Raw genomic sequence first — 22,020 nt, 5'->3', positions numbered from 1 at the left:
AAATAAATTAATTATACTACCTCTTATTTTACATGAAGTTTTCTAGTCATTCACTCTTTTCCTATTTCCAATCCAAAAAGAAAAAGCATCCTTTTTCAAGGATGCTTTTTCAATCACATATAATTATGACTCAAATTGATAAAGTGGTGTACTTAAATAACGTTCACCGTTACTTGGAATAATAACAAGTACCTTTTTCCCTTTACCTAACTTTTTCGCGATTTCTGTTGCCGCATAAATAACCGCTCCAGAAGAGATACCCACTAAAATACCTTCCTCTTTTGCCACTCTTCTTGCATATTCAAACGCTTGCTCTGTTTTCACTTGAACAATTTCATCATATACTTCTACATCCAATGTCTCTGGGATGAATCCCGCCCCAATTCCTTGGATTTTATGTGGACCCGGTTTCCCACCAGATAATACTGGTGAATCCGCAGGTTCTACTGCATAAATTTTAATATCTTTATACGCTTCCTTCAGCACTTCACCAGCACCAGTAATCGTTCCACCTGTACCAATACCCGCAATAAATGCATCTAATTGGTCACCCATTTGTTCAACAATTTCTGGCCCTGTTGTTAAACGATGAATTTCTGGATTCGATTGGTTTTTGAACTGTTGTGGTATAAAGTAACCATGCTCTTTTGCTAATTCAGTCGCTTGACGAATTGCTCCACCCATTCCTTCAGGCCCTGGAGTCAATACTAATTCCGCACCGTAAGCACGTAATAAATTACGACGCTCAATACTCATTGTTTCTGGCATTACTAAAATTGCCTTATATCCTTTAGCAGCCGCTACCATCGCTAAACCAATTCCTGTGTTACCACTTGTTGGCTCAATGATTGTATCGCCTTCTTTTAATAATCCTTTTTTTTCAGCATCTTCAATCATAGCTAATGCAATACGATCTTTAACGCTGCTCCCTGGATTCATAAATTCTAATTTTAAGTATATATCTGCGCTGTCTGATTCTACGATGCGGTTCAACTTAACGATCGGCGTTTTCCCGATTAATTCTGAAACTGATTGTGCCACTCGCATTCCTGTCACTCCTAACACCGAGTATTTTTATTGGTTTTATCTATATTTAGATTTTGTCAGAAGATTCCCTATTTGTCAATCTATTTAGAGGGTGAATCCCCTTAATTTCCTAATTACAAATTCTCAATTAAATTTGTAATATCTTCTTTAGAGAACTTGTATCGCTCATTACAGAAATGACAATGAACTTCTGTCTCTTCTTCTTCTTCACGAACTTGCTCTAACTCTGTTTTACCTAAACTAATTAACACACTCTCAATACGTTCGCGTGAGCATGTGCAATTAAATTGAACATCCATCGTTTCTAACACTTTTACTTTATCTTCTCCAAGAACTGCATACAGTAACTCTTCTGGAGAAAGCCCTTGTTCGATCAACGTTGATACAGGAGGAATCTTCTGCAAACGATCTTCAATGAATGAAATTGTTTCTTCCTGTGCACCTGGCATAATTTGAAGGATAAATCCACCTGCCGCTAATATGCTGTCATCTCCATTTACAAGAACGCCAACACCTACAGAAGAAGGTGTCTGCTCAGAAACTGCAAAATAATACGTGAAGTCTTCTCCTAATTCTCCTGAAACAATTGGAGATTGACCAACAAACGGCTCACGCATACCAATATCTTTAATTACTGTTACAAATCCTTCAGTACCTACCGCTTGATATACACGTAATTTCCCTTGTTCCGTCCCTTCAAAGTCAACATGCGGATTCGTTACATAACCACGTACATCCCCATTTGCATGAGCATCTACTAAGATAGGACCAATCGGGCCATTACCTTCTACCTTAATCGTTAACTTTTGATCACCTTTTAACATTGCGCCCATCATTGTACCTGCAGTTAAAGAACGACCGAGTGCCGCCGAAGCTGTTCTCCATGTATCATGACGTCTTTGCGCCTCACTTACTGTGTTTGTAGTACGCACACTATATGCACGCACTTCTCCATCAAACGCTAACGCTTTTACTAAATAATCTTTCATACTTATTTATTCACCTTTCTCATGCTGTAAATTTGCATTACGCTCGTATAACATATACAAACCTTTTAATGTTAAAAATGGATCTACAACATCAATTACATTCGATTCTTCTGAAATTAATTTCGCTAATCCACCTGTTGCAATAACTTTCGGTTCTTGTTTAGCTTCCTCTTTCATACGCTTAACAATACCTTCCACTTGTCCAACATAACCATAAAGAATACCAGACTGCATCGCACTTACCGTATTCTTTCCAACAACACTGCTTGGTTTTGTAATTTCAATACGAGGAAGTTTTGCTGCTCTACTATATAAAGCCTCTGCTGAAATCATAATTCCCGGCGTAATAACTCCACCCATATAATGCTTTTCTTCGTTAATATAACAATATGTAGTGGCCGTACCGAAATCGACAATAATAAGCGGACTTCCATATAAGTGGATTCCTGCTACCGCATTTACAATTCGGTCCGCGCCTACTTCACGTGGATTTTCATATTTAATATTTAGCCCCGTTTTTATTCCAGGACCTACTACAAGCGGTTTAATTTTAAAATACTTTTCACACATGCGCTCTAAAGCAAACATAATTGGTGGTACGACTGAAGACACGATAATACCTTTTACATCTTCAAACGAAAGACCTTCATGCTCAAGCAACTGCTTTACAAGCATTCCATATTCATCTTCTGTCTTATGACGATCTGTTTCCATGCGCCAATGTTGACGAAGTTCCCCCTCTTCAAACACGCCTAGCACAGCATTTGTGTTCCCTACATCCAATACAAAAATCATATTCTCACCACTTATCTTATTTAATCTATATTTGTGCAATATGTATAAAACTTATAAAAACATCATATCACACATACTTATATAATCAGCTTTTCTATCCTCATCATTTTACAAAAAGATTACGCTCTATTTCAATTTTTAATACCAGATTTATTTAAATTCTTTTTCCACTTCATTTCGTTCCACAAATAAAAAAAGGAGTGACCATCGTCACTCCTTCATCTCTTACTTATCTTCTGATTCTTCATCGTCCTTCTTCATGTTGATGTTTACTTTCACATCAGCTGAAGATGTTGGACGTTCTGGCAATCTGCCATAATCACATAAATGATTGATTTGCTCTGCATCTAACGTTTCTACTTCAAGTAACGTTTTCGCAATAAGATCTAGTTTATCACGATTTTCAGTAAGAATTTCTTTTGCACGAGCATAACATTCTTTCATAATCGTTTGCATTTCCACATCAATTTCGTGTGCAATTGCATCACTGTAATTTTGTTCTGAATGGAAGTCTCTTCCTAAGAACACTTGACCACCTTGCGAGCTACCAAATTGCATCGGTCCAAGCTTATCACTCATACCGAATTCCGTAACCATACGTCTTGCAATGCCAGTTGCACGTTGGAAGTCGTTGTGAGCACCTGTGCTCACTTCACCAAACACAATCTCCTCAGCTACTCGACCACCAAGTAAACCAGTGATTTTATCAAGTAACTCTGGCTTTGTCATGAAGTAACGATCTTCTTTCGGAAGCATTACTGCATATCCACCAGCTTGACCACGAGGGACAATTGTTACTTTATGAACGACATCAGCTTCATCAAGAACAACACCAATTACAGTGTGGCCCGCTTCATGGAAAGCAACGATATTACGTTCTTTTTCAGAGATAACACGACTCTTCTTAGCCGGACCTGCAATAACACGATCCGTCGCTTCATCAATGTCACTCATATCAATTTTCTTCTTATCTTGACGTGCAGCTACTAAAGCAGCTTCGTTTAATAAGTTTTCAAGATCGGCACCAGAGAACCCTGGCGTACGAGTCGCGATTGCTCTTAAGTTGATATTCTCATCAAGCGGTTTATTACGAGCATGTACTTTCAGTACAGCTTCACGGCCATTTACATCTGGACGATCTACTGTAATTTGACGGTCAAAACGACCTGGACGTAATAACGCTGGGTCAAGAATATCAGGACGGTTTGTCGCAGCGATGATAATAATACCTTCGTTTGCACCGAATCCATCCATTTCAACAAGTAATTGGTTCAACGTTTGCTCACGCTCATCATGGCCACCACCAAGACCTGCGCCACGTTGACGTCCTACTGCATCAATTTCATCAATGAAAATGATACAAGGAGCATTTTTCTTTGCATTTTCGAATAAATCACGTACACGTGATGCACCGACACCGACGAACATCTCTACGAAATCAGAACCACTGATAGAGAAGAACGGAACGCCTGCCTCACCTGCAACGGCACGTGCTAGTAAAGTTTTACCTGTACCTGGAGGTCCTACTAATAGAACACCCTTCGGAATACGGGCACCAACTTCAGCGAACTTACGAGGATCTTTCAAGAATTCAACTACCTCAACAAGCTCTTGTTTCTCTTCATCCGCTCCAGCAACATCTCTAAAACGAACTTTTTTCTTTTCGTCATTATATAACTTCGCCTTACTTTTCCCGAAGTTCATAACACGGCTACCGCCGCCCTGAGCTTGGTTTAATAAGAAGAAGAATAAAATGAAGATAATAACAAACGGAATGATAGAAGTAAAGAATGTTACCCAAGCACTTGTTTCTTCTGCTGGTTGATACTTAACTTCAGCACCTTGCGCTTTGTCATTAATTTTCTTTTGTAATTCCTCAGTATTTGGTGCATAAGTAACAAATTGTTCTCCTTGGCTAGAGTTGTTAAATTGTCCTTTTACCTCAAATACACCATTTTTCGGTTGAAGTTGCACATTACGCACTTCACCTTTTTCTAGTTTAGTAATGAATTTATCGTAGCTAACTGATGTCGTTTTTTGTGTCGAACCATTAAAATAGCTCACGATTCCAATTACTACTAGGAATATCAGTAAATAAAAGATGGTATTACGGAAGATACGATTCATTCCTAACCTCCTCTCACGGCATAAACACTATAGTAAATCGTAACATAGAAAAACTTTCCTATACAATTGTGACGCCTGTATTTAATTAATTTGAGTAAACGCTTGGTTTTAATACTCCTACATAAGGAAGATTACGGTACTGCTCTTTATAATCTAATCCATACCCTACAACAAATTCATGCGGTACAGTAAATCCAACATAATCCGCTTTCAAATCTACTTTACGGCCTGTTGGCTTATCTAATAACGTAACAATTTTTACAGATTTCGCTTTACGATATTTAAATAGGTCTACTAAGTAACTTAGCGTAAGACCACTATCAATAATATCTTCAACGATTAAAATATCGCGACCTTCTACAGAAGTATCAAGGTCTTTTAAAATTTTCACTTCGCCTGTTGAAACAGTAGAGTGACCGTAACTAGATACAGCCATAAAGTCCATTTCAAGATATGTATCTGTTCTCTTTAATAAATCTGCCATGAATGGCATTGCACCCTTTAATACGCCGATTGCAAGAGGTACTGTGTTTTTATAATCCTCTGCAATAATTGCGCCTAATTCGAGCACCTTTTCTTGTATTTGTTCTTCAGAAATTAATACTTTTTCGATATCTTGATTCATCATTTCATTATCCTCCCGGAAGACTCCTTGCTTTTGTAGTGAATAATCATATATTTATCCTTCTTTGCCGTCTCTTTCGAGATAGCAAATGCAGATCGCTTCAACAAGGGTATCCAAATAATATTCCCACTTGCATCACAAACGACCGGCCATTCTTCTCTTTTTTCTCTTGGTACTTTTGCCTCGATAAAAATAGCTTTTATCTTTTTGGTGCCATTCATACCTTGTATTGACATGCGATCTCCATTTTCTCTAGACCGAATACGAAGTGGATATGATATATCATTATACTTAGCAACAAATACTGTTTCATTCATGTTACTTGGTATATCTTCGCTCACCTCTGCTACAAGCTTATCCCCGTTCGATAGCGTAATTGCCCCGGGTACTGATAAATCTTGCAAAAAAGGAGAAACAATTTCTTGTTTAAATCCAAAGCTACACTCCTCGTATGTGCGGACAATTTTTAAATCACCTGGGAAATCAAGTGAACCCGAAGGTTGTGTCCGCTTAAAAAATTCAATCACTTTGTCAATATGTATAGAGGAAAGAGAAGATGGAATCTTATATTCATAAAGATAGTTTAATATTAGTTGAATCCCTCTTCTTTGTAAAGGCATAGACATGGATTCAAAGGCAGGAATTGATAAGCTAATTTGTTTATCACTTTTTTTTGTAATTACTTTATTCATTTTCTCAAAAGCTAATTCCTGCAAATACGCCTCATCCTCTTGCATCTGCATGCTAAATTTTTGGAATTTCTCATGCACTTGTGAATTTTCTTCTTTCAAATGCGGAAGGACATATTTACGTAATCGATTCCTCGTATATACTTCCTTTTTATTACTTGGATCTATACGGGGAATTATTTTTAGCTCATTACAGTAATCAACAATTTCTTCCTTCGTTACTCCAAGTAACGGCCTAATTAAATATCCATTATGAAAAGGACGCTTCACCGCAATGCCTGCATATCCTTTCGGAGTACTCCCTCGCACAAGGCGCATTAAAATCGTTTCTACTTGGTCATCACCATGATGTCCAAGAGCTACATATCTCGCATCATATTTCTTCATTATTCTTTCCAAAAATGCATATCTGCATTCTCTAGCAGCAACTTGTGCATTCATCCCGTATTGCTGTTGATATTGCGACACATTAATCCTTATCGTTTCGCAAATAACTCCCAGTCCCTTACAAAGGTCCTGCACAAACTGTAGGTCCTCATGAGATTCATCACCTCTAAACATATGATCCACATGTGCCACTACAATTTCAAACTGTTTTGCTGATCTTTTTTCTAACAAATAATATAGAAGAGCCAAAGAGTCAGGACCACCAGAAACCCCTACAACAATTGTTGAACGTTCCTTTAATACATCATGCTGCTTTACAAAGTCATCTACCTTTTCAACAAATGTATCTTTCAACTTCGTAATCACCTTTCATTAAACAAGAACAGCAACGTTAGTTACCTTGTTTATAATGGTACAACTTTTACAAACATTGTGCAAAAAAAAGATATACAAAAATTACATTTTTATCTTACATCATCCGTACATATTCACAAAAATAATAACATTCCCTTTTAAAGCAAAAAAACCTAGGCATCCACCTAGGTTTTTAGAAAGAAACATCAAACTTAAAGTTTATTGTGCCTGCATTCCTACAATTGGAATCGTAGCCCACTTCGGCATATTTTTCTTCACTTTCGCCACAACAATAGTCATATCATCATTTATATAACCATCACTCGAGCGAATCACCTCTTCCATAATAATATCAGCAATTTCTTGCGGATCTTCGGTTTGTAATTCTTTAATTTTTCGTTTCATCCATAGTTCATGATTCTCCACATGTTGCGCTCCCTCAAAAATCCCATCACTCATCATAATAAGAATATCGCCCGTTTTTAATTGTTCACCCACTACATCGACTTCAACATCCTCAATAATCCCCATCGGCAAATTACTTGCCTCAATTTTCAAAATATTATTCGCGCGTTTAACGAAACTCGGCGTCGATCCAATCTTTAAAAATTTTGCACTCGCATCCCGCAAATCTACCATAGCTAAATCTAACGTCGTAAACATCTCTTCTGTTGTTCTTAAAGAAAGAATAGAATTGATAGATTTAATCGCTATTTCCTCATCAATGCCTGATTGAAGTATCTTTTGTAATAATTTTACCGTTTCTTTACTCTCCATATGAGCCCTTTGCCCATTTCCCATACCATCACTAATTGCAAGCGCATATTTACCAACACTTAAATCCATCATCGCATAGGAATCACCCGAAACAAACCCACCGCCTTTTGCAGCTGTAGCCAAGCCCGTATCAAGAGAATACGTTTTTGCTGAACCAAATGATATTAAGCTGTGGCCGTTCGGATAAGAAGATTTTTCTTCATGTTTAACAACTATATTTTCCTTTAAAATATCAGAAAGCATCGGCGCAACTAACTTTTCACATTCTCCATGTTCATTAGATGCAACTGGAATCAACATTTCAATATCAATACTTCCTCTATCTAAACAATATATATCAACATGTTCTACTTCTACACCAAAATCACGAAACGCTTGCAGAATCTGCTCTTCTTGCACTTGATGATTTTCTCGTTCTCTTTGGATCTCTTTAGCAAAATCCTCCATAACTTTTGATACGCCTAATAGTTGCTCTGCTACTATTCTACGATTTTCTTTCATTTGTTTTCGTAATTTTTGCCCCTCATAGAAGTGATCTAATTCACCCGCTACTAAATCCGTCACTTTCTTCCCTCTTACACAATGCTTGTCCCATTCACGAACTAACTTCCGATTATGCTGCAACGTCCCCTCTTCCGTTTCACTCATTATTTGTTTCATATAATCGTACGTTTTATCGAAATTAACTACCCAGCATTGATCCTTTTTAAAGCATGTTTGACATGTTTTTGCAGTAATTGTACTTAAGAACAAATCTGCCTCTGTCTCTTTATCTTCCTCCTCCACATACCCATATACAGAAAAGCTATTAGATAAAGCAGCAAATACATTAGCAAATTGATTAATTTTATTCGCTGTAACATCACGCATCCTTCTTAAATACTGTTGTTGATCCTGCGAATGTTCCTGTGTGCCTGGCATGAACTTAGCAATGCGATCCATAACAAGTTTCGGTGTTAATAAGAAGAAAGCAATCGCCACACCAGATTCAATTAAAGTTGTCACAATGTTTGTTTGCTTGTCTACATACAGCGTAATCAAGCTCGTCCCAATTAATAAACCTAAACTAACACCTAAACGCTTCCCTTCTTTTAACAAACCACCAAGCAACCCAGAAAAAGCAAGCAGACTAAGTTGAGACAAACTGGAAACATTTGCCAAACTTAATATTAGTCCAGTGACGACCCCCACTGTAGATCCTGTAGCAGCCCCCGCGATAAATGCAAACACGAGCACTAAATACCTAGTAAAAATATGTTGAATAGAAGCGTCATATACAAACCAATCTGTTGTACCTGTTAAAACAGATGCTAGTAATATAATTAAACAAACAATTTCTTCTGTCTCTAGCGCTTGTTGTTTACCTTTTCGTTCGACTAAAAGCGGAACACTTTGTAAAAATATCATAGTTAATACGAAGCTAAGTCCTGCCTCAATCGTACTAACGAGTAAATCGTACATGGTAACAGTTTGTTGTGCAAAATATACAACAACTAAATGTGCGGTTAATGCGGAGATAAATACTTGGAATGGAACAAGTCCGACAGTTTTACGTGTAAACCGACTAAAGAAGATATTATAAATGAAGAAAGTAAAAATAGATGCAAAGGTAAAGAATAAATTATCTATCGAAACTGAAAGTGCGCCCCCCATTAGAGCCAAGAACGCGAGCGGCATTTTATCCCGCTTCATAACATAAACAGCAGCAAAAAACGGCAGTGCAAACGGTAAAATGTTTGTTAATATATATGCTCGTCCCAAAAGAAAACCAATAACAACAATAATAAATCCCCATCTAAAGAAAACTTGTTCAAACTTCATTCGCAACTTACTCGTCCACTTTACTGCTCCAAGCTGACTCTCATTCATTGCCAATGCACTTGTATTCATAGTATTCCTTCCTGCTTTAGGCATATTTTTAACACCACCTGCATAGTTTAATTACTGTCATTATAAAAGATGATTCTTGGGATTTTTGTCAAAACAACAGTTTTCACTTTTATAATCGTTCGACTTTTTATTCGAAATAACTCTACATATATACATGGTATGTAATTTTTTCTGAATATTTTAATCGAACATTCAGAAAAAACAGGGTGATTTTGTAGAAGTGTTGTATGTCTTAATTTATTTAACAAAAAAAGATCATGCAAATTTGCATGATCTTTTTAGGATGACCCGTACGGGATTCGAACCCGTGTTACCGCCGTGAAAGGGCGGTGTCTTAACCACTTGACCAACGGGCCGTTAAATTAAATATAGCGGCGGAGGGGATCGAACCCCCGACCTCACGGGTATGAACCGTACGCTCTAGCCAGCTGAGCTACACCGCCATGTCGTCTTATTTAACGGACAATTAGTATCTTACCTCAGATATAATTTAAAGTCAACACATCTTGAAAACTTTTTTTAAAATATATTTTCACATATAAAAAAGCACCCCGAGCAATCGCCCTGGGTACCTCTCTATATGCTAAGAATTAAACGTTCTTATTATCCGCGACGTGCGCCACGGCCACCACGTTTAGATTCTGTGTTACGCTTTAAAGAAGTCAAACGATCTTCACTGTCCTTTAAGAAACGTGCCATCTTTTGCTCGAATGTTTCTTTTGGAGCTCGTTCGTTACCGCCGCCACGGTTATCTCTGTTGAAAGAACGATTACGTTGTGGACGTCCAGAACGTTGTTGATCGCCACCGCCACCGCGTTGGTATTCACCACGTGGACGATCTCCTTCTGTTTTTTCACGCTCTTTCGCTTTTTTAATAGATAGACCGATCTTACCATCTTTTTCAACGTTAATAACTTTTACTTCTACTTGGTCGCCCACTTTTAAGTGATCGTTAATATCTTTCACATAATTATCAGCAACTTCACTAATATGAACTAGACCCGTTAAGCCTTCTGGCAGCTCCACAAAAGCCCCAAAATTTGTAATACCTGTTACTTTACCCTGTAACTTGCTGCCTACCTCGATTGACATAAAAAAAATGCTCCTCCTTAGTGGTTAAAAAGTCAAATTTTACTTTATTATATATAATCCTAAAATATAGTGTCAATAAGACATACTCTACTTAGAAACAGGAAAAATTATCTCCCCTTTTCCAGAGAAGAAATAATCCCTTCTAGCAATCTTTAATACGTACTCTTCATCATTTAACTTTTGAACTTCGTCTTTTAGACTCTTTTCTTTATTCGTTAATGAATCCAGTTCTTTTTTCATGTCCTTAACTTTTGCTTCTTTTGCTCTAATGGAACTGTTTTGTTGATAAAACGTTACACTAATACTCGCAATAATTGTAAAAGCAAAGACAAGAAAAACCGCTAAACGGCGATAAAGTCGCTTCCTGTTCTCATCCGTTTGTATTATATGCTCTTTAACAGGATTTGGACTCTGTTTTTCGATTGTTCTTTGTCTCAGTTCCCTCATTTCCGAGGTCCCCCTAACTTCTTTTTTATACGCTCCCATAATTGGAAGATGTGTCCCTTCAATTTTGCTATATATTGCAGGAACCCTACATGTTTCATTATAAAAAGTTTAACACGATTAGGGAGAAGTTTCCATATGAGCGAAGCAATAAATCGAACAGGCCAGAAAAAAACTTTCCATATGAAAAGTAATATCCAAATCACCATTTTCCATAACACATGTCCAATTGAAAGCAGTATACGAAATAAGAATAATATAAATGCAATAAATAGCTGCGCTATAATAATAACAGGTTTTATCATGAGTAGCTTTATAATTTGAACAAAAAAATGCGTTGTTTGCATAAAAATATAGATGAGAAAATTTAACAGTTTCATGTATAGTGCTTTCAACAAGCTTTGATATGCCGCAAAACCACATAATAATGCCAAAAATACATATATACGTAGTTCAGCTTCATTTACAAGAAGTAATACATAAAAAACGAATAATGCTTGGACAATCCAAAATAGTATATCATGTATAAATACAAGCCAACGTTTACGTTCTTGACGATTTAAAAATCGTTGGTATGTATCTAAAGACGCTCCAATCCAAGCACCCATTCCAATCATTGAGAGCATCGTATACAACTGGATTGTTAGGCTCATTTAAACAACTTACTAAAGAAACCTTTAGTTTTCTCCCCTTGATTCTCATCAATATACAGCATCTCATGAACTTTCCCTTTAATCGATACAACACCTTTTTCTACATCTAAATTTTTCATTTGCAAATTTTGACCACGAATTGTTAAAAAGCCCATTACAGTCTCAAGCAAAAACTCTTCGCTATCAAAACTCTCTACCTGCTTTACACCGGTAATATCAATTACACGCCTGCCACGCATAATAATATCATGCTCTACCGAAACATTTTGTTGATTAGAAGACATAGGTGAGTAACCATTATTCACGTAAATCCCCCCATACATTTATACTAGCTAATAGTAATGTATGAAGGGATAATTGATTTTAGAACAAGCCTTCTTCAGCCTTTACTTTTTCTTCACGAACTAAGCTATACATATTTGCTGCATCTTCTTTTTTAGTCGTTTCTTTCAATTCGTTTATTTTTACAGTTACTATTTTTTGACCAAAACGAATTGTTAATTCATCAGCTACTTTCACATCCGAACTCGCTTTTGCCACTTGACCATTAATTGATATTCTTCCTTGATCAGCTACTTCTTTCGCTAATGTTCTTCTTTTAATTAAACGTGATACTTTTAAAAACTTATCTAAACGCATATCAAATCCCCCTATTAACGCTCTGTTTGTTTTGCCTCTTCCCATAAAACATCCAACTGCTCTAATGATAAATCTTGCATCTCTTTATTCATTTCAGCTACCTTTGCTTCCATGTATAAGAAACGACCAACGAATTTCTCATTCGTTGAATGTAACGCCGCTTCTGGATCTATTTTATAATGACGGGCTATATTAACAAACGCAAATAGTAAATCGCCGAATTCACCTAACATCTTCGCCTCATCCATGTTTGTAACTTCTTGTTGGAACTCTTGCCATTCTTCTAAAGCTTTCTCTATCATCGGTTGTACATCAACCCAATCAAAACCAACCTTGCCAGCTTTTTTCTGAATTTCATAAGCGCGTAGTAACTGTGGCAAACTTTTTGGAACTCCATTTAAAACAGATTCTTTCACGAATCCTTTTTCTTGTTTTTTAATTTCTTCCCAATTGGCAAGTACTTCATCGGCACTATTTACATCTGTATTCCCAAATACATGCGGATGGCGACGAACCATTTTCTCAGATAAAGTTCGAATAATATCATCTATAGAGAACCAACCTTCATCCTCCCCGATTTGAGCATGCAGCATAACTTGTAATAATACATCACCCAGTTCTTCTACTAAGTGATCATCGTCCTCTTCATCAATCGCTTCCAACACTTCATAAGCTTCCTCAATTAAATACTTCTTTAAAGATTGATGTGTTTGCTTTTTATCCCACGGACAACCATTCGGTCCACGAAGGTCTGCAATAATTTCTCTAAGCACATCAAATTGTTGATACAAGGACGCACGTTCCTGAACTGGTGGTACATATACACTCGTTAAATTATTCAACTCCGTTTCATGATCTAACATGTACAACGGCACCTTTTTAACTTGTTCAAATGAAGTCCCTGCAGCTGTTACGATATATACTTCATAATCATCTGGCAGCATCTCCATTAATGTTAATTTCACATCAGATGCAACGAATGCGTCATATACTTGGCAAAAGATTAAATGTTGACGTAATTCTAATTGTCCTCTTTCAAATGATGTGGCATCAATTAATTGGAATCCTTCAATCGGATCAATCTTTAAACTTGCAAACATCGGATCAAGGAAACTTTGTCCACCTTCAATGCGTACTTCAACATTCGCTACTTCGCCTTTTTCCAACAATAGCTGAACCGTTCTTTCCGCCACAAGCGGATGCCCTGGAACGGCATAGATGATTTCTGCGCCTTCAGCTTGTTCTAGTAATGTATTCGCAATTGTTTCATATACAATGTCAAATGTATCATGTGCTTCATATACACTGTCAAAGGCTGTATATTGTATACCTTCTTTCTCCAATTCTTCTATAACGGGATGTTCCTTCGTTCTAACAAACATGTGATCTGCTTCTTTTATTTTTCGATATACACCCATCGTTAACTGATCTAATTCACCAGCACCTAATCCTAAAATAGTAATGATTCCACTCACAACCTGCCACCTCTATCCACTCTTCTTCAATGAACCTTCTTTTTTCTCTTTTTTCATCACGGTTCCTATTTCCGCTTTTGTAAATACACGTAATTTTAAAATTAAAAACATATATGCCAATCCGCCGATAGCTACACCTAACAACGCCTCAATTGTCGCGATTCCTCTATGTTCCGTATCAATTACTAATCCAGACATTTGCATCACACGCATAAACATTATTAATACAAATCCCATACCGATACCACTAATAACTACACCTAACATATTACGTTTATCGATTAACGATTCCGATACAGCTCGCATAAGTAATGTACTATTTAACACAGAAATTACAATTAACGCAACTAGTGTTGCGATTGCAGCTCCCTTCACACCAAAATACGGCATTAATATATAATTTAAAGCTAACTTTAAACAACTCCCAAATATAACGAATATTGCTGGTTTTAATGTTTGTCCTAACCCTTGCAAAATAGAAGCAGTTGTAATCGACAATGAACTAAATAAAATAGCTAAAGATAAAATGGATAAAACATCTGACCCATCACTATTTTCAAACAACATAATATTCGTAGGCTGAATAATACAAGTTAATCCAATGGCCGCTGCAAATCCAATAACAAATGTTATTTTCATTGCTAACTTTACCTTTTCTCGAATAAAGGAAAGATCTCCTCTTTCCTTCGCCGCTGTAATGATTGGAATAAGCGACAACGAAAAAGAAGTTGTCACGACAGTCCCTAATTGCATAAGCGGGATACTTCTGTCATACACACCTTTTAATACCTTTGCACTTTCAGCTGGCTCTCCTGCCCCAATAAGTAAAGAATAGAAGGAAACAGAATCAGCCATTTGTATAAAAATAAGCACTAAGTTACTAACACAAATCGCCAAACCCTGCCAAAACAGAATTTTAATGATTCTCTTTTTCCCCTTAATTCTCTTTACACTTTTGAAGAATATAGAACGAAAGTCATGACGCATATAAATTACAAGTACGATAATCCCAATCAGTCCGCCTGCGATTGAACCTAACATAGCACCTGCACCGACTGTATATAGATCAAACTCATGAGCAATTAGGAATAGAGATAAAAATACAATAATCGAAACACGAATCGTTTGTTCTATCACTTGCGAAACAGCTGTTGGCATCATATTATTGAACCCTTGAAAATACCCTCTTGCTACAGATAAAAACGGCATCAATATGAACGAAAAGGAAATAACACGTAATAGCTTATTTAAATGTATATCGCCCATGGCTGTCGCAATTGCTTCGGCACCAAAGAACAATGTAAAAAAGCCTATGAAACCAATCCCTAATAAAAACCAAAAAGATACACAAATAATTTCTTCCGCTTCTTTTTGTTTCCCTCGCTCTAATCGTTCCGCAACCATTTTTGAAATTATAATGGGGAACCCATAAGTAGCTAAAATTAAACAAAATCCATAAAACGGATAAATTTGTTGGTAAATATAAAAACCAATATCACCCGCTATATTTTGATATGGAATACGGTAAAAAGCGCTTAATACCTTTGTAACAAAACTTGCGATTGTTAATATAATAGCCCCACGCCAAAAGGCTTGATACTTCTTCGATTCCATACAAGAAAACTCCTTTTTCTATTCTCACCCCTCGTATTATATCATAAAGAAAAGAACAAGCTTCCTTACCTACACGAGTAATAATACGTTCGTGCCATGCTAGAAATGTTCAACGAAAAAAGGTAGCAAAGCGCTACCTTTTTTCAATATACATATATCTCCAAATAATTGATTTCTCAAGAAGAAATATCATAATTAGGAAAGATTGCTACTTCTAAAATTATGCACCCTTACTGTTCCATTTGTTTCGCTAAGAAACTTGCAGCAGTATTGACCGCTTTATGCTCAATTTCGCTTATAATTGCTTCTTTTGAAAAAATAATGACAGCCCCGATTGGGTCTCCATTTGCAACAATCGGCCCAACTGTATAAGAATGAACCTTTTCTGTTACACCATCAATAATGGAAATATCACTTTCGTCCGTCATAATAACAGACTTTCTTTCTTCCATCGTTTTTTCAATTAGATCGCCAACGCTTTTGTTTAAGTATTCTTTTTTGGATACGCCTGATACCGCGATAATGGAATCTCGATCGCATACAAGCACATTATGTCCTAAACTATCATATAAAGCATCTGCATATTCTTTTGCAAAATCACCTAATTCGCTAATTGGAGAGTATTTCTTTAGAATTACTTCTCCATCGCGATCAACAAATATTTCTAGCGGGTCACCTTCTCGAATACGTAAAGTTCTACGAATTTCCTTCGGGATTACTACCCTACCTAAATCATCAATTCGACGTACGATTCCAGTTGCTTTCATTCTAATGCTGCCTCACTTTCTACTGATGATCAAAGTGGTGAATTTACCTGTTCATGTAAAAATCACCAACTGTTAGACATAGTATTTTACACATTAGTTCTTCTATGCACGCCGAATTGTATTTTTTTATCTAATATTAGGCATTTATGACTTCTTTTTTTACATCTGGTAAGCCTTTTAATAAATTTTCTGCAATTGTTAACCACTTCGATGTCTCTAAGCCATTTGTTTTCATAACGATTTTCAATTGTGATCCTTCCATTCCTAAACCAATCATACGTCCAAAACTATTTCCAAGCATGAATAATTTTCCGCCATCAATATTTTGACTTGCTTGTTCTGAGAACAGAATTGTTACTTCAAATTTATTTTGCTTAATTAACTCAATTTGTTCTTTCATTGCCAATACTTTAATATTCGCAATTTGTAATAAGTAACCAACCTCTTGCGGGTAATCACCAAATCTATCTATCATCTCTTCCTGCAACTCTTCAATATCCTCAATTGCAGAAACACCTCTAAATTGTTTATACATCATAATTTTTTGTTTACTATCTGAAATATAAGCATCCGGTAAATATGCATCTACTTCTAAATCAATTTCAACATTAACTGTATTTTCAACTCCGTCTGTTCCTCTACGCTGTTCAATTGCATCTTTTAACATTTGAGAATATAGATCAAATCCGACAGAATCAATAAATCCGTGCTGTTCGGCTCCTAACAAGTTACCTGCACCACGAATGGATAAGTCTCGCATCGCAATTTTGAAACCAGATCCAAGCTCTGTGAACTCTTTAATTGCTTGCAGACGCTTCTCTGCAACTTCTGATAACACTTTATCTCGTTTGTATGCAAAGTATGCATATGCAACACGATTAGAACGTCCAACACGCCCACGAAGCTGATACAGCTGCGATAATCCCATACGATCTGCATCAAATACAATTAACGTATTTACATTCGGAATATCTACACCCGTCTCAATAATTGTTGTACTTACAAGAACATCATGCTGCCCTTCTAAAAACGATAGCATAACAGACTCTAATTCACTTTCGTTCATTTTTCCATGCGCATACGTTACACGCGCGTCTGGAACTAACATCGAAATTTCATCTGCTTTTCTCTCGATATCCTCCACACGATTATATAGGAAGTAAATTTGCCCACCTCTTGCAAGCTCTCGTTCTATCGCTTCTCGCATTAACGCCGGATTGTACTCTACTACATACGTTTGGACTGGGAAACGATTTTCTGGTGGTGTCTCAATAACAGATAAGTCACGCACACCAAGCATAGACATATGGAGTGTACGCGGAATCGGAGTTGCCGTTAATGTTAATACGTCAACATTTGCTTTTAATTGTTTAATTTTTTCTTTATGCGTTACACCAAATCTTTGTTCTTCATCAATAATAAGAAGACCTAAATCTTTATAAGTAACATCTTTAGATAAAATACGATGCGTTCCGATTACAATATCTACCGTGCCATCTTTTAAACCTTTAATTGTTTCATTTTGCTGTTTTCTTGTACGGAATCTACTTAATAACCCTATATTGATTGGATAATCTTGAAAACGCTCCCGAATTGTTTCATAGTGTTGTTGTGCAAGAATCGTTGTCGGCACTAAAATTGCAACTTGTTTTTCATCCATAATTGCCTTAAATGCCGCACGGATAGCTACTTCCGTCTTTCCATATCCCACATCACCACAAAGAAGCCTATCCATCGGACGTCCACGTTCCATATCCTTCTTAATCTCTTCAATAGAACGCAATTGGTCCTCGGTCTCTTGATATGGGAAAGAAGATTCAAATTCTTGTTGTTCTGCCGTATCTGGTGTATATGCATAACCCTTTGAAGCTTCGCGTTCAGCATATAGTTTAATTAGGTCATCCGCAATGTCTTGTACAGATTTTTCAACTTTCGTTTTGACCTTTTTCCAGTCATTTCCGCCTAACTTATAAACTTTCGGATCCTTACCTTCAGATCCTACATATTTTTGCACTTGGTCAATTTGTTCAATTGGAACGTATAACTTATCATTACCTTGATATTTAATATTCAAGTAATCTTTATGAACACCATTAATCTCTAATGTCTCGATACCTAAGAATTTACCTATACCATGATTTACATGAACTACATAATCTCCAACTTTTAATTCCGAATAACTTTTAATACGTTCGGCATTAGATAACTTTTGCTTACGTTGTGATTTTTTAACTTTCTTATGAAAAAGCTCTTTTTCAGTAATAACAACAAACTTTTGCATCGGCATTTCAAATCCTGCATGTAAATCACCTACAGCAATTTGTAACCTTCCAGGCAATAATATATCTGTGCCCTCTACGATATCTGCCTCAATATCATAATCACTTAAAATATGTTGTAGTTTTTTTACACGTTCATCATCAGTTCCAAGCACAACAGTCGTAAAATGCCCTTCGTTCCATCTATCAATTTCAGTTTTCAACAACTGCATCTGCCCATGGAAATCTTGCATTGTTTTACATGTCACATTCACAATGTTTTGCGGATGTGTATGCGCTATATGACGTAAGAATAACGTTAAATATACAAAACTTCTTTTTTTATGATGAAGAAATTCCTCAAACGAGTGTGAGAAAGATAAATCTTGAATAATTGTTCCCTCACCAAGAAGTGATATATACCATTCCGCCTCTTCCGTTTCAAGATGTGATGCTGTTTCTTGAATACGGGAAATCTCATCTAAAATTACAACACCATCTTCTGGTAAATAATCTATCAGACTAGCAGGTTCGTTATAGAAAATAGATAAATATTTAAACATCTGTTCTATACTTTGCCCGTTTTTTAACATCTCAATTTCATGACTTACCGTCTCAAGCACTGTAGTCTTCAATTTATCATCGGAAAGTTTTTGCATCGTCTTAGTCAAGCCTTCCTCAAGACGCTTAATTCCCGACTTCAATTCTTCCTGTGAAAATAAAAACTCTGTTGCTGGACCAAATCTAACACTTTCTTTTTTATCTTGAGAGCGCTGCTCATCCACATCAAATAATCGAATAGAATCAACTTCTGTGTCGAAAAATTCAATACGGAATGGTAACTCTTCAGTTAATGGATAAATATCTAATATTCCCCCGCGCAAACTGAATTCTCCAGGAGCTTCTACCATCGACTTACGCTCATAACCAATATGATGTAAAGTATGCAAGAATGTATCTAAATCAATCTCTTGCCCTAGATTGATTTCGATTTGCCTTTGCTTCCACAATTCTTTCATTGGTAAAAACCTGCGTAGTCCTGCAACTGGTGCTACAATAATCCCATTCTCTCCTGCAGCTAAACGATTCAATACTTCAATACGTTGTGCCTTCAATTCTGGGCTTGCAACACCAATTTCTGATGCTATCAATTCATTTACTGGGTATAGCCACACATCTTTTTCACCAAGTAACGCCACTAAATCTTCATGCACTTTTTGTGCTTGATATAAATTATGCGTCACAATAAGTTGTGATTTTTTTGTTTTTTTATATAAGGCCGCCATTAATAATGAACGAGAAGAGGTTGCCATACCTGATACAAGTTGTTCTTTTAAACCATCTTCTAGTCCATTAATAACCGATTGGATCTCTTCATTTTTATAAAATTGCTCTAATAAACCTATCATTTTCAAAACCCCTCTCAACATAAAGAGCAAGCCACTACATTTTATGCAAATATTTCGGAAAAAGAAAACAGAAAAATGCTTTGGACATGCCAAAGCGACAACATTTTATTGCAGAAATTTTTCATATTCATAATACTCAGGATAAGATGCGAGCGTTTCTTGACACGATTCACAAATCGTTTGTATATATATATTTCCATTCTCATGAAAATGAATCATCTCTACTACTTCTTGCTCTGTTAGTTGAAATAAAACGTCGCTATACACTTTTTCTACAGTAACGGAGCCTACATTACTCCCGCAATGTCTGCAATAATAATATCCTTCCATACTAGCCTCCTAAAAATCCAATTACTGCTAGTATGGGTAAAAATAAAACAAAATATCCCCAATTATATCCTTAACTATTGAAGGTATTCATAATTTGAAGAAAAGGTTTGTTTAACCATTCTTCACATGCATCCGCTGCTTTTTCAATAGAATGATTCACATCAGGAATTTCTTCCGATGTAAAACGTCCTAATACGTAATCTACTACCTTCATGCCATTTTTCGGACGATCAATTCCCATGCGGATGCGTTGAAACTCTTGTGTTCCTAAATGTGAAATTGTTGATTTCACACCATTATGTCCACCAGCACTACCTTTCATACGAAGGCGTAATTTACCTACAGGGATGTCTAAATCATCGTACAGAACAACGAAGTCCTCAACATCAATTTTATAGTAATCCATGAGTGGACGAATACTTTCCCCAGATAAATTCATATATGTAAGTGGCTTTAATAAGATTACTTTTTCTCCATTAACAAATCCTGCACCAAATACTCCTTTAAATTTTTGTTCATTCAAAGAAATATTCCAACGCTTTGCAAGTTCATCAATTGCCATAAATCCAATATTATGCCTTGTTAATTCATATTCTCTACCCGGGTTCCCAAGTCCTACTATCAATTTCATTCTTGTACCACTACTTTCTTTTTTCGATACGAAAAGACGTAACCAATCTTGGTTACGTCTCATTCTATCCAATTAATTGAATAATACACTTACAGATTCTTCTTCGTATACACGAATGATTGCTTCTCCGATTAATGGAGCAACTGAAAGTTCATGTACTTTGTCGATTTTCTTCTCTTCCGGTAATACGATAGAGTTCGTTACAACTAACTCTTTAATATTTGAGTTTTGAATACGCTCAATTGCTGGACCAGATAATACTGGGTGTGTACAGCAAGCATATACTTCAGAAGCACCGTTCTCAACAAGAGCGTTTGCTGCTAATGTAATTGTACCAGCTGTATCAATGATGTCATCAATTAAAATTGCTGTTTTACCTTCAATATTACCGATAATGTTCATTACCTCTGATACGTTCGGACGAGGACGACGCTTATCAATAATAGCGATTGGTGCTTTTAGGCGATCTGCCATTTTTCTAGCACGAGTTACCCCACCATGGTCAGGTGACACGATTACGATATCTTTAAGACCTTTTGTTTCAAAGTAATCTGAAAGAATCGGTACACCCATTAAGTGGTCGATTGGGATATCAAAGAACCCTTGAATTTGTGGAGCATGTAAATCTAGAGTGATTACACGAGTTGCACCTGCTGTTTCAAGCAAGTTTGCTACAAGTTTCGATGTAATTGGTTCACGAGAACGCGCTTTACGGTCTTGACGCGCATAACCATAGTAAGGAATAACAATATTAATTGTTTTTGCAGATGCACGCTTTAATGCATCAATCATAATAAGTAATTCCATGATATGTTCGTTTACTGGGAAGCTTGTAGATTGAATAATGAATACATCGCAACCACGGATACTTTCTTCAATGTTAATTTGAACTTCTCCATCACTAAAACGATCAACAGAACATTTTCCTAGTCCTACTCCAATGTGCTTTGCAATTTGCTCAGCAAGTTCCTTATTAGAGTTTAAAGAGAATACTTTCAAATTAGAATTTAGATATTGAGTCGACATCT

The 22,020-nt window shown here is 36.5% G+C and carries 19 protein-coding genes and 2 tRNA genes; all 21 read right to left on the bottom strand.

The features are described from left to right. Positions 1–123 precede the first annotated feature (123 nt). Positions 124–1,047: a cysteine synthase A gene (gene cysK / locus FS742_RS26620; protein WP_001261702.1), complete on the bottom strand. Its 924-nt coding sequence runs from the start codon at positions 1,045–1,047 to the stop codon at positions 124–126. A 113-nt stretch (positions 1,048–1,160) separates the two neighbouring features. Continuing rightward, the gene (gene hslO / locus FS742_RS26615) at positions 1,161–2,036 is read right to left on the bottom strand and encodes a redox-regulated molecular chaperone HslO (RefSeq protein ID WP_144616354.1); all 876 of its coding nucleotides are present in this window, start codon (positions 2,034–2,036) and stop codon (positions 1,161–1,163) included. Positions 2,037–2,042: 6 nt separating this feature from the next. Continuing rightward, complete coding sequence (locus FS742_RS26610; RefSeq protein ID WP_000578367.1) at positions 2,043–2,831, bottom strand: type III pantothenate kinase; 789 nt, start codon at positions 2,829–2,831, stop codon at positions 2,043–2,045. 225 nt (positions 2,832–3,056) lie between these two features. Next, positions 3,057–4,958, bottom strand: a complete 1,902-nt coding sequence (ftsH, locus tag FS742_RS26605; protein ID WP_060629188.1) for an ATP-dependent zinc metalloprotease FtsH — start codon at positions 4,956–4,958, stop codon at positions 3,057–3,059. Between the two features lie 85 nt (positions 4,959–5,043). Continuing rightward, a complete protein-coding gene (gene hpt / locus FS742_RS26600) occupies positions 5,044–5,586 on the bottom strand; it encodes a hypoxanthine phosphoribosyltransferase (RefSeq protein WP_000981838.1) in 543 nt (180 codons plus the stop codon). Then, positions 5,583–7,013 carry a tRNA lysidine(34) synthetase TilS gene (gene tilS / locus FS742_RS26595; RefSeq protein WP_144616352.1) on the bottom strand — a complete coding sequence of 477 codons (1,431 nt, stop codon included), beginning with the start codon at positions 7,011–7,013 and terminating at the stop codon, positions 5,583–5,585. The genes hpt and tilS overlap by 4 nt, the downstream gene beginning before the upstream one ends. Before the next feature lie 219 nt (positions 7,014–7,232). Further along, positions 7,233–9,704, bottom strand: a complete 2,472-nt coding sequence (spoIIE, locus tag FS742_RS26590) for a stage II sporulation protein E (RefSeq protein ID WP_144616350.1) — start codon at positions 9,702–9,704, stop codon at positions 7,233–7,235. A gap of 260 nt (positions 9,705–9,964) precedes the next feature. Beyond that, positions 9,965–10,036, bottom strand: a tRNA-Glu gene (locus FS742_RS26585). 13 nt (positions 10,037–10,049) lie between these two features. Continuing rightward, positions 10,050–10,123: transfer RNA gene (locus FS742_RS26580), tRNA-Met, on the bottom strand. A gap of 160 nt (positions 10,124–10,283) precedes the next feature. Then, positions 10,284–10,772 carry a S1 domain-containing RNA-binding protein gene (locus FS742_RS26575; protein ID WP_000021454.1) on the bottom strand — a complete coding sequence of 163 codons (489 nt, stop codon included), beginning with the start codon at positions 10,770–10,772 and terminating at the stop codon, positions 10,284–10,286. 87 nt (positions 10,773–10,859) lie between these two features. Beyond that, on the bottom strand, positions 10,860–11,219 hold the full coding sequence (divIC, locus tag FS742_RS26570) for a cell division protein DivIC (protein ID WP_001208737.1): 360 nt from the start codon (positions 11,217–11,219) through the stop codon (positions 10,860–10,862). Further along, positions 11,216–11,869: a spore cortex biosynthesis protein YabQ gene (gene yabQ, locus FS742_RS26565; protein WP_076542792.1), complete on the bottom strand. Its 654-nt coding sequence runs from the start codon at positions 11,867–11,869 to the stop codon at positions 11,216–11,218. The genes divIC and yabQ overlap by 4 nt, the downstream gene beginning before the upstream one ends. Continuing rightward, entirely contained in the window at positions 11,866–12,174 is a 309-nt protein-coding gene (gene yabP / locus FS742_RS26560; RefSeq protein ID WP_001059101.1) for a sporulation protein YabP, read from the bottom strand. The genes yabQ and yabP overlap by 4 nt, the downstream gene beginning before the upstream one ends. A 58-nt stretch (positions 12,175–12,232) precedes the next feature. Further along, positions 12,233–12,508: an RNA-binding S4 domain-containing protein gene (locus FS742_RS26555; protein WP_001234876.1), complete on the bottom strand. Its 276-nt coding sequence runs from the start codon at positions 12,506–12,508 to the stop codon at positions 12,233–12,235. 14 nt (positions 12,509–12,522) lie between these two features. Then, positions 12,523–13,983, bottom strand: a complete 1,461-nt coding sequence (gene yabN / locus FS742_RS26550) for a bifunctional methyltransferase/pyrophosphohydrolase YabN (protein WP_144616348.1) — start codon at positions 13,981–13,983, stop codon at positions 12,523–12,525. A 12-nt stretch (positions 13,984–13,995) separates the two neighbouring features. Next, positions 13,996–15,597 carry a putative polysaccharide biosynthesis protein gene (locus tag FS742_RS26545; RefSeq protein ID WP_144616346.1) on the bottom strand — a complete coding sequence of 534 codons (1,602 nt, stop codon included), beginning with the start codon at positions 15,595–15,597 and terminating at the stop codon, positions 13,996–13,998. 230 nt (positions 15,598–15,827) lie between these two features. Continuing rightward, positions 15,828–16,364, bottom strand: a complete 537-nt coding sequence (gene spoVT, locus FS742_RS26540) for a stage V sporulation protein T (RefSeq protein WP_000648302.1) — start codon at positions 16,362–16,364, stop codon at positions 15,828–15,830. Between the two features lie 136 nt (positions 16,365–16,500). Continuing rightward, positions 16,501–20,031: a transcription-repair coupling factor gene (mfd, locus tag FS742_RS26535; protein WP_144616344.1), complete on the bottom strand. Its 3,531-nt coding sequence runs from the start codon at positions 20,029–20,031 to the stop codon at positions 16,501–16,503. A gap of 105 nt (positions 20,032–20,136) precedes the next feature. After that, positions 20,137–20,361 carry an anti-sigma-F factor Fin gene (locus FS742_RS26530; RefSeq protein ID WP_144616342.1) on the bottom strand — a complete coding sequence of 75 codons (225 nt, stop codon included), beginning with the start codon at positions 20,359–20,361 and terminating at the stop codon, positions 20,137–20,139. A 70-nt stretch (positions 20,362–20,431) separates the two neighbouring features. Continuing rightward, entirely contained in the window at positions 20,432–20,992 is a 561-nt protein-coding gene (pth, locus tag FS742_RS26525) for an aminoacyl-tRNA hydrolase (protein ID WP_001979768.1), read from the bottom strand. 72 nt (positions 20,993–21,064) lie between these two features. Next, positions 21,065–22,018, bottom strand: coding sequence for a ribose-phosphate diphosphokinase (locus FS742_RS26520; RefSeq protein WP_000107420.1), 954 nt, complete (start codon positions 22,016–22,018; stop codon positions 21,065–21,067). Positions 22,019–22,020: the final 2 nt, after the last annotated feature.

The sequence above is a fragment of the Bacillus cereus genome (assembly GCF_007678085.1).
Taxonomy (GTDB): domain Bacteria; phylum Bacillota; class Bacilli; order Bacillales; family Bacillaceae_G; genus Bacillus_A; species Bacillus_A cereus_BE.
The sequence above is the reverse complement of the archived record's forward strand: the minus strand, read 5'-3'. Positions and strand labels throughout refer to the sequence as shown.

Excerpts from the sequence above, each read along its gene's own strand:
- cysK (WP_001261702.1), bottom strand. The coding sequence starts at position 1,047 with ATGCGAGTGGCACAATCAGTTTCAGAATTAATCGGGAAAACGCCGATC.
- hslO (WP_144616354.1), bottom strand. The coding sequence starts at position 2,036 with ATGAAAGATTATTTAGTAAAAGCGTTAGCGTTTGATGGAGAAGTGCGT.
- FS742_RS26610 (WP_000578367.1), bottom strand. The coding sequence starts at position 2,831 with ATGATTTTTGTATTGGATGTAGGGAACACAAATGCTGTGCTAGGCGTG.
- ftsH (WP_060629188.1), bottom strand. The coding sequence starts at position 4,958 with ATGAATCGTATCTTCCGTAATACCATCTTTTATTTACTGATATTCCTA.
- hpt (WP_000981838.1), bottom strand. The coding sequence starts at position 5,586 with ATGATGAATCAAGATATCGAAAAAGTATTAATTTCTGAAGAACAAATA.
- spoIIE (WP_144616350.1), bottom strand. The coding sequence starts at position 9,704 with ATGCCTAAAGCAGGAAGGAATACTATGAATACAAGTGCATTGGCAATG.
- FS742_RS26575 (WP_000021454.1), bottom strand. The coding sequence starts at position 10,772 with ATGTCAATCGAGGTAGGCAGCAAGTTACAGGGTAAAGTAACAGGTATT.
- divIC (WP_001208737.1), bottom strand. The coding sequence starts at position 11,219 with ATGAGGGAACTGAGACAAAGAACAATCGAAAAACAGAGTCCAAATCCT.
- yabQ (WP_076542792.1), bottom strand. The coding sequence starts at position 11,869 with ATGAGCCTAACAATCCAGTTGTATACGATGCTCTCAATGATTGGAATG.
- FS742_RS26555 (WP_001234876.1), bottom strand. The coding sequence starts at position 12,508 with ATGCGTTTAGATAAGTTTTTAAAAGTATCACGTTTAATTAAAAGAAGA.
- FS742_RS26545 (WP_144616346.1), bottom strand. The coding sequence starts at position 15,597 with ATGGAATCGAAGAAGTATCAAGCCTTTTGGCGTGGGGCTATTATATTA.
- spoVT (WP_000648302.1), bottom strand. The coding sequence starts at position 16,364 with ATGAAAGCAACTGGAATCGTACGTCGAATTGATGATTTAGGTAGGGTA.
- mfd (WP_144616344.1), bottom strand. The coding sequence starts at position 20,031 with ATGATAGGTTTATTAGAGCAATTTTATAAAAATGAAGAGATCCAATCG.
- FS742_RS26530 (WP_144616342.1), bottom strand. The coding sequence starts at position 20,361 with ATGGAAGGATATTATTATTGCAGACATTGCGGGAGTAATGTAGGCTCC.
- pth (WP_001979768.1), bottom strand. The coding sequence starts at position 20,992 with ATGAAATTGATAGTAGGACTTGGGAACCCGGGTAGAGAATATGAATTA.
- FS742_RS26520 (WP_000107420.1), bottom strand. The coding sequence starts at position 22,018 with ATGTCGACTCAATATCTAAATTCTAATTTGAAAGTATTCTCTTTAAAC.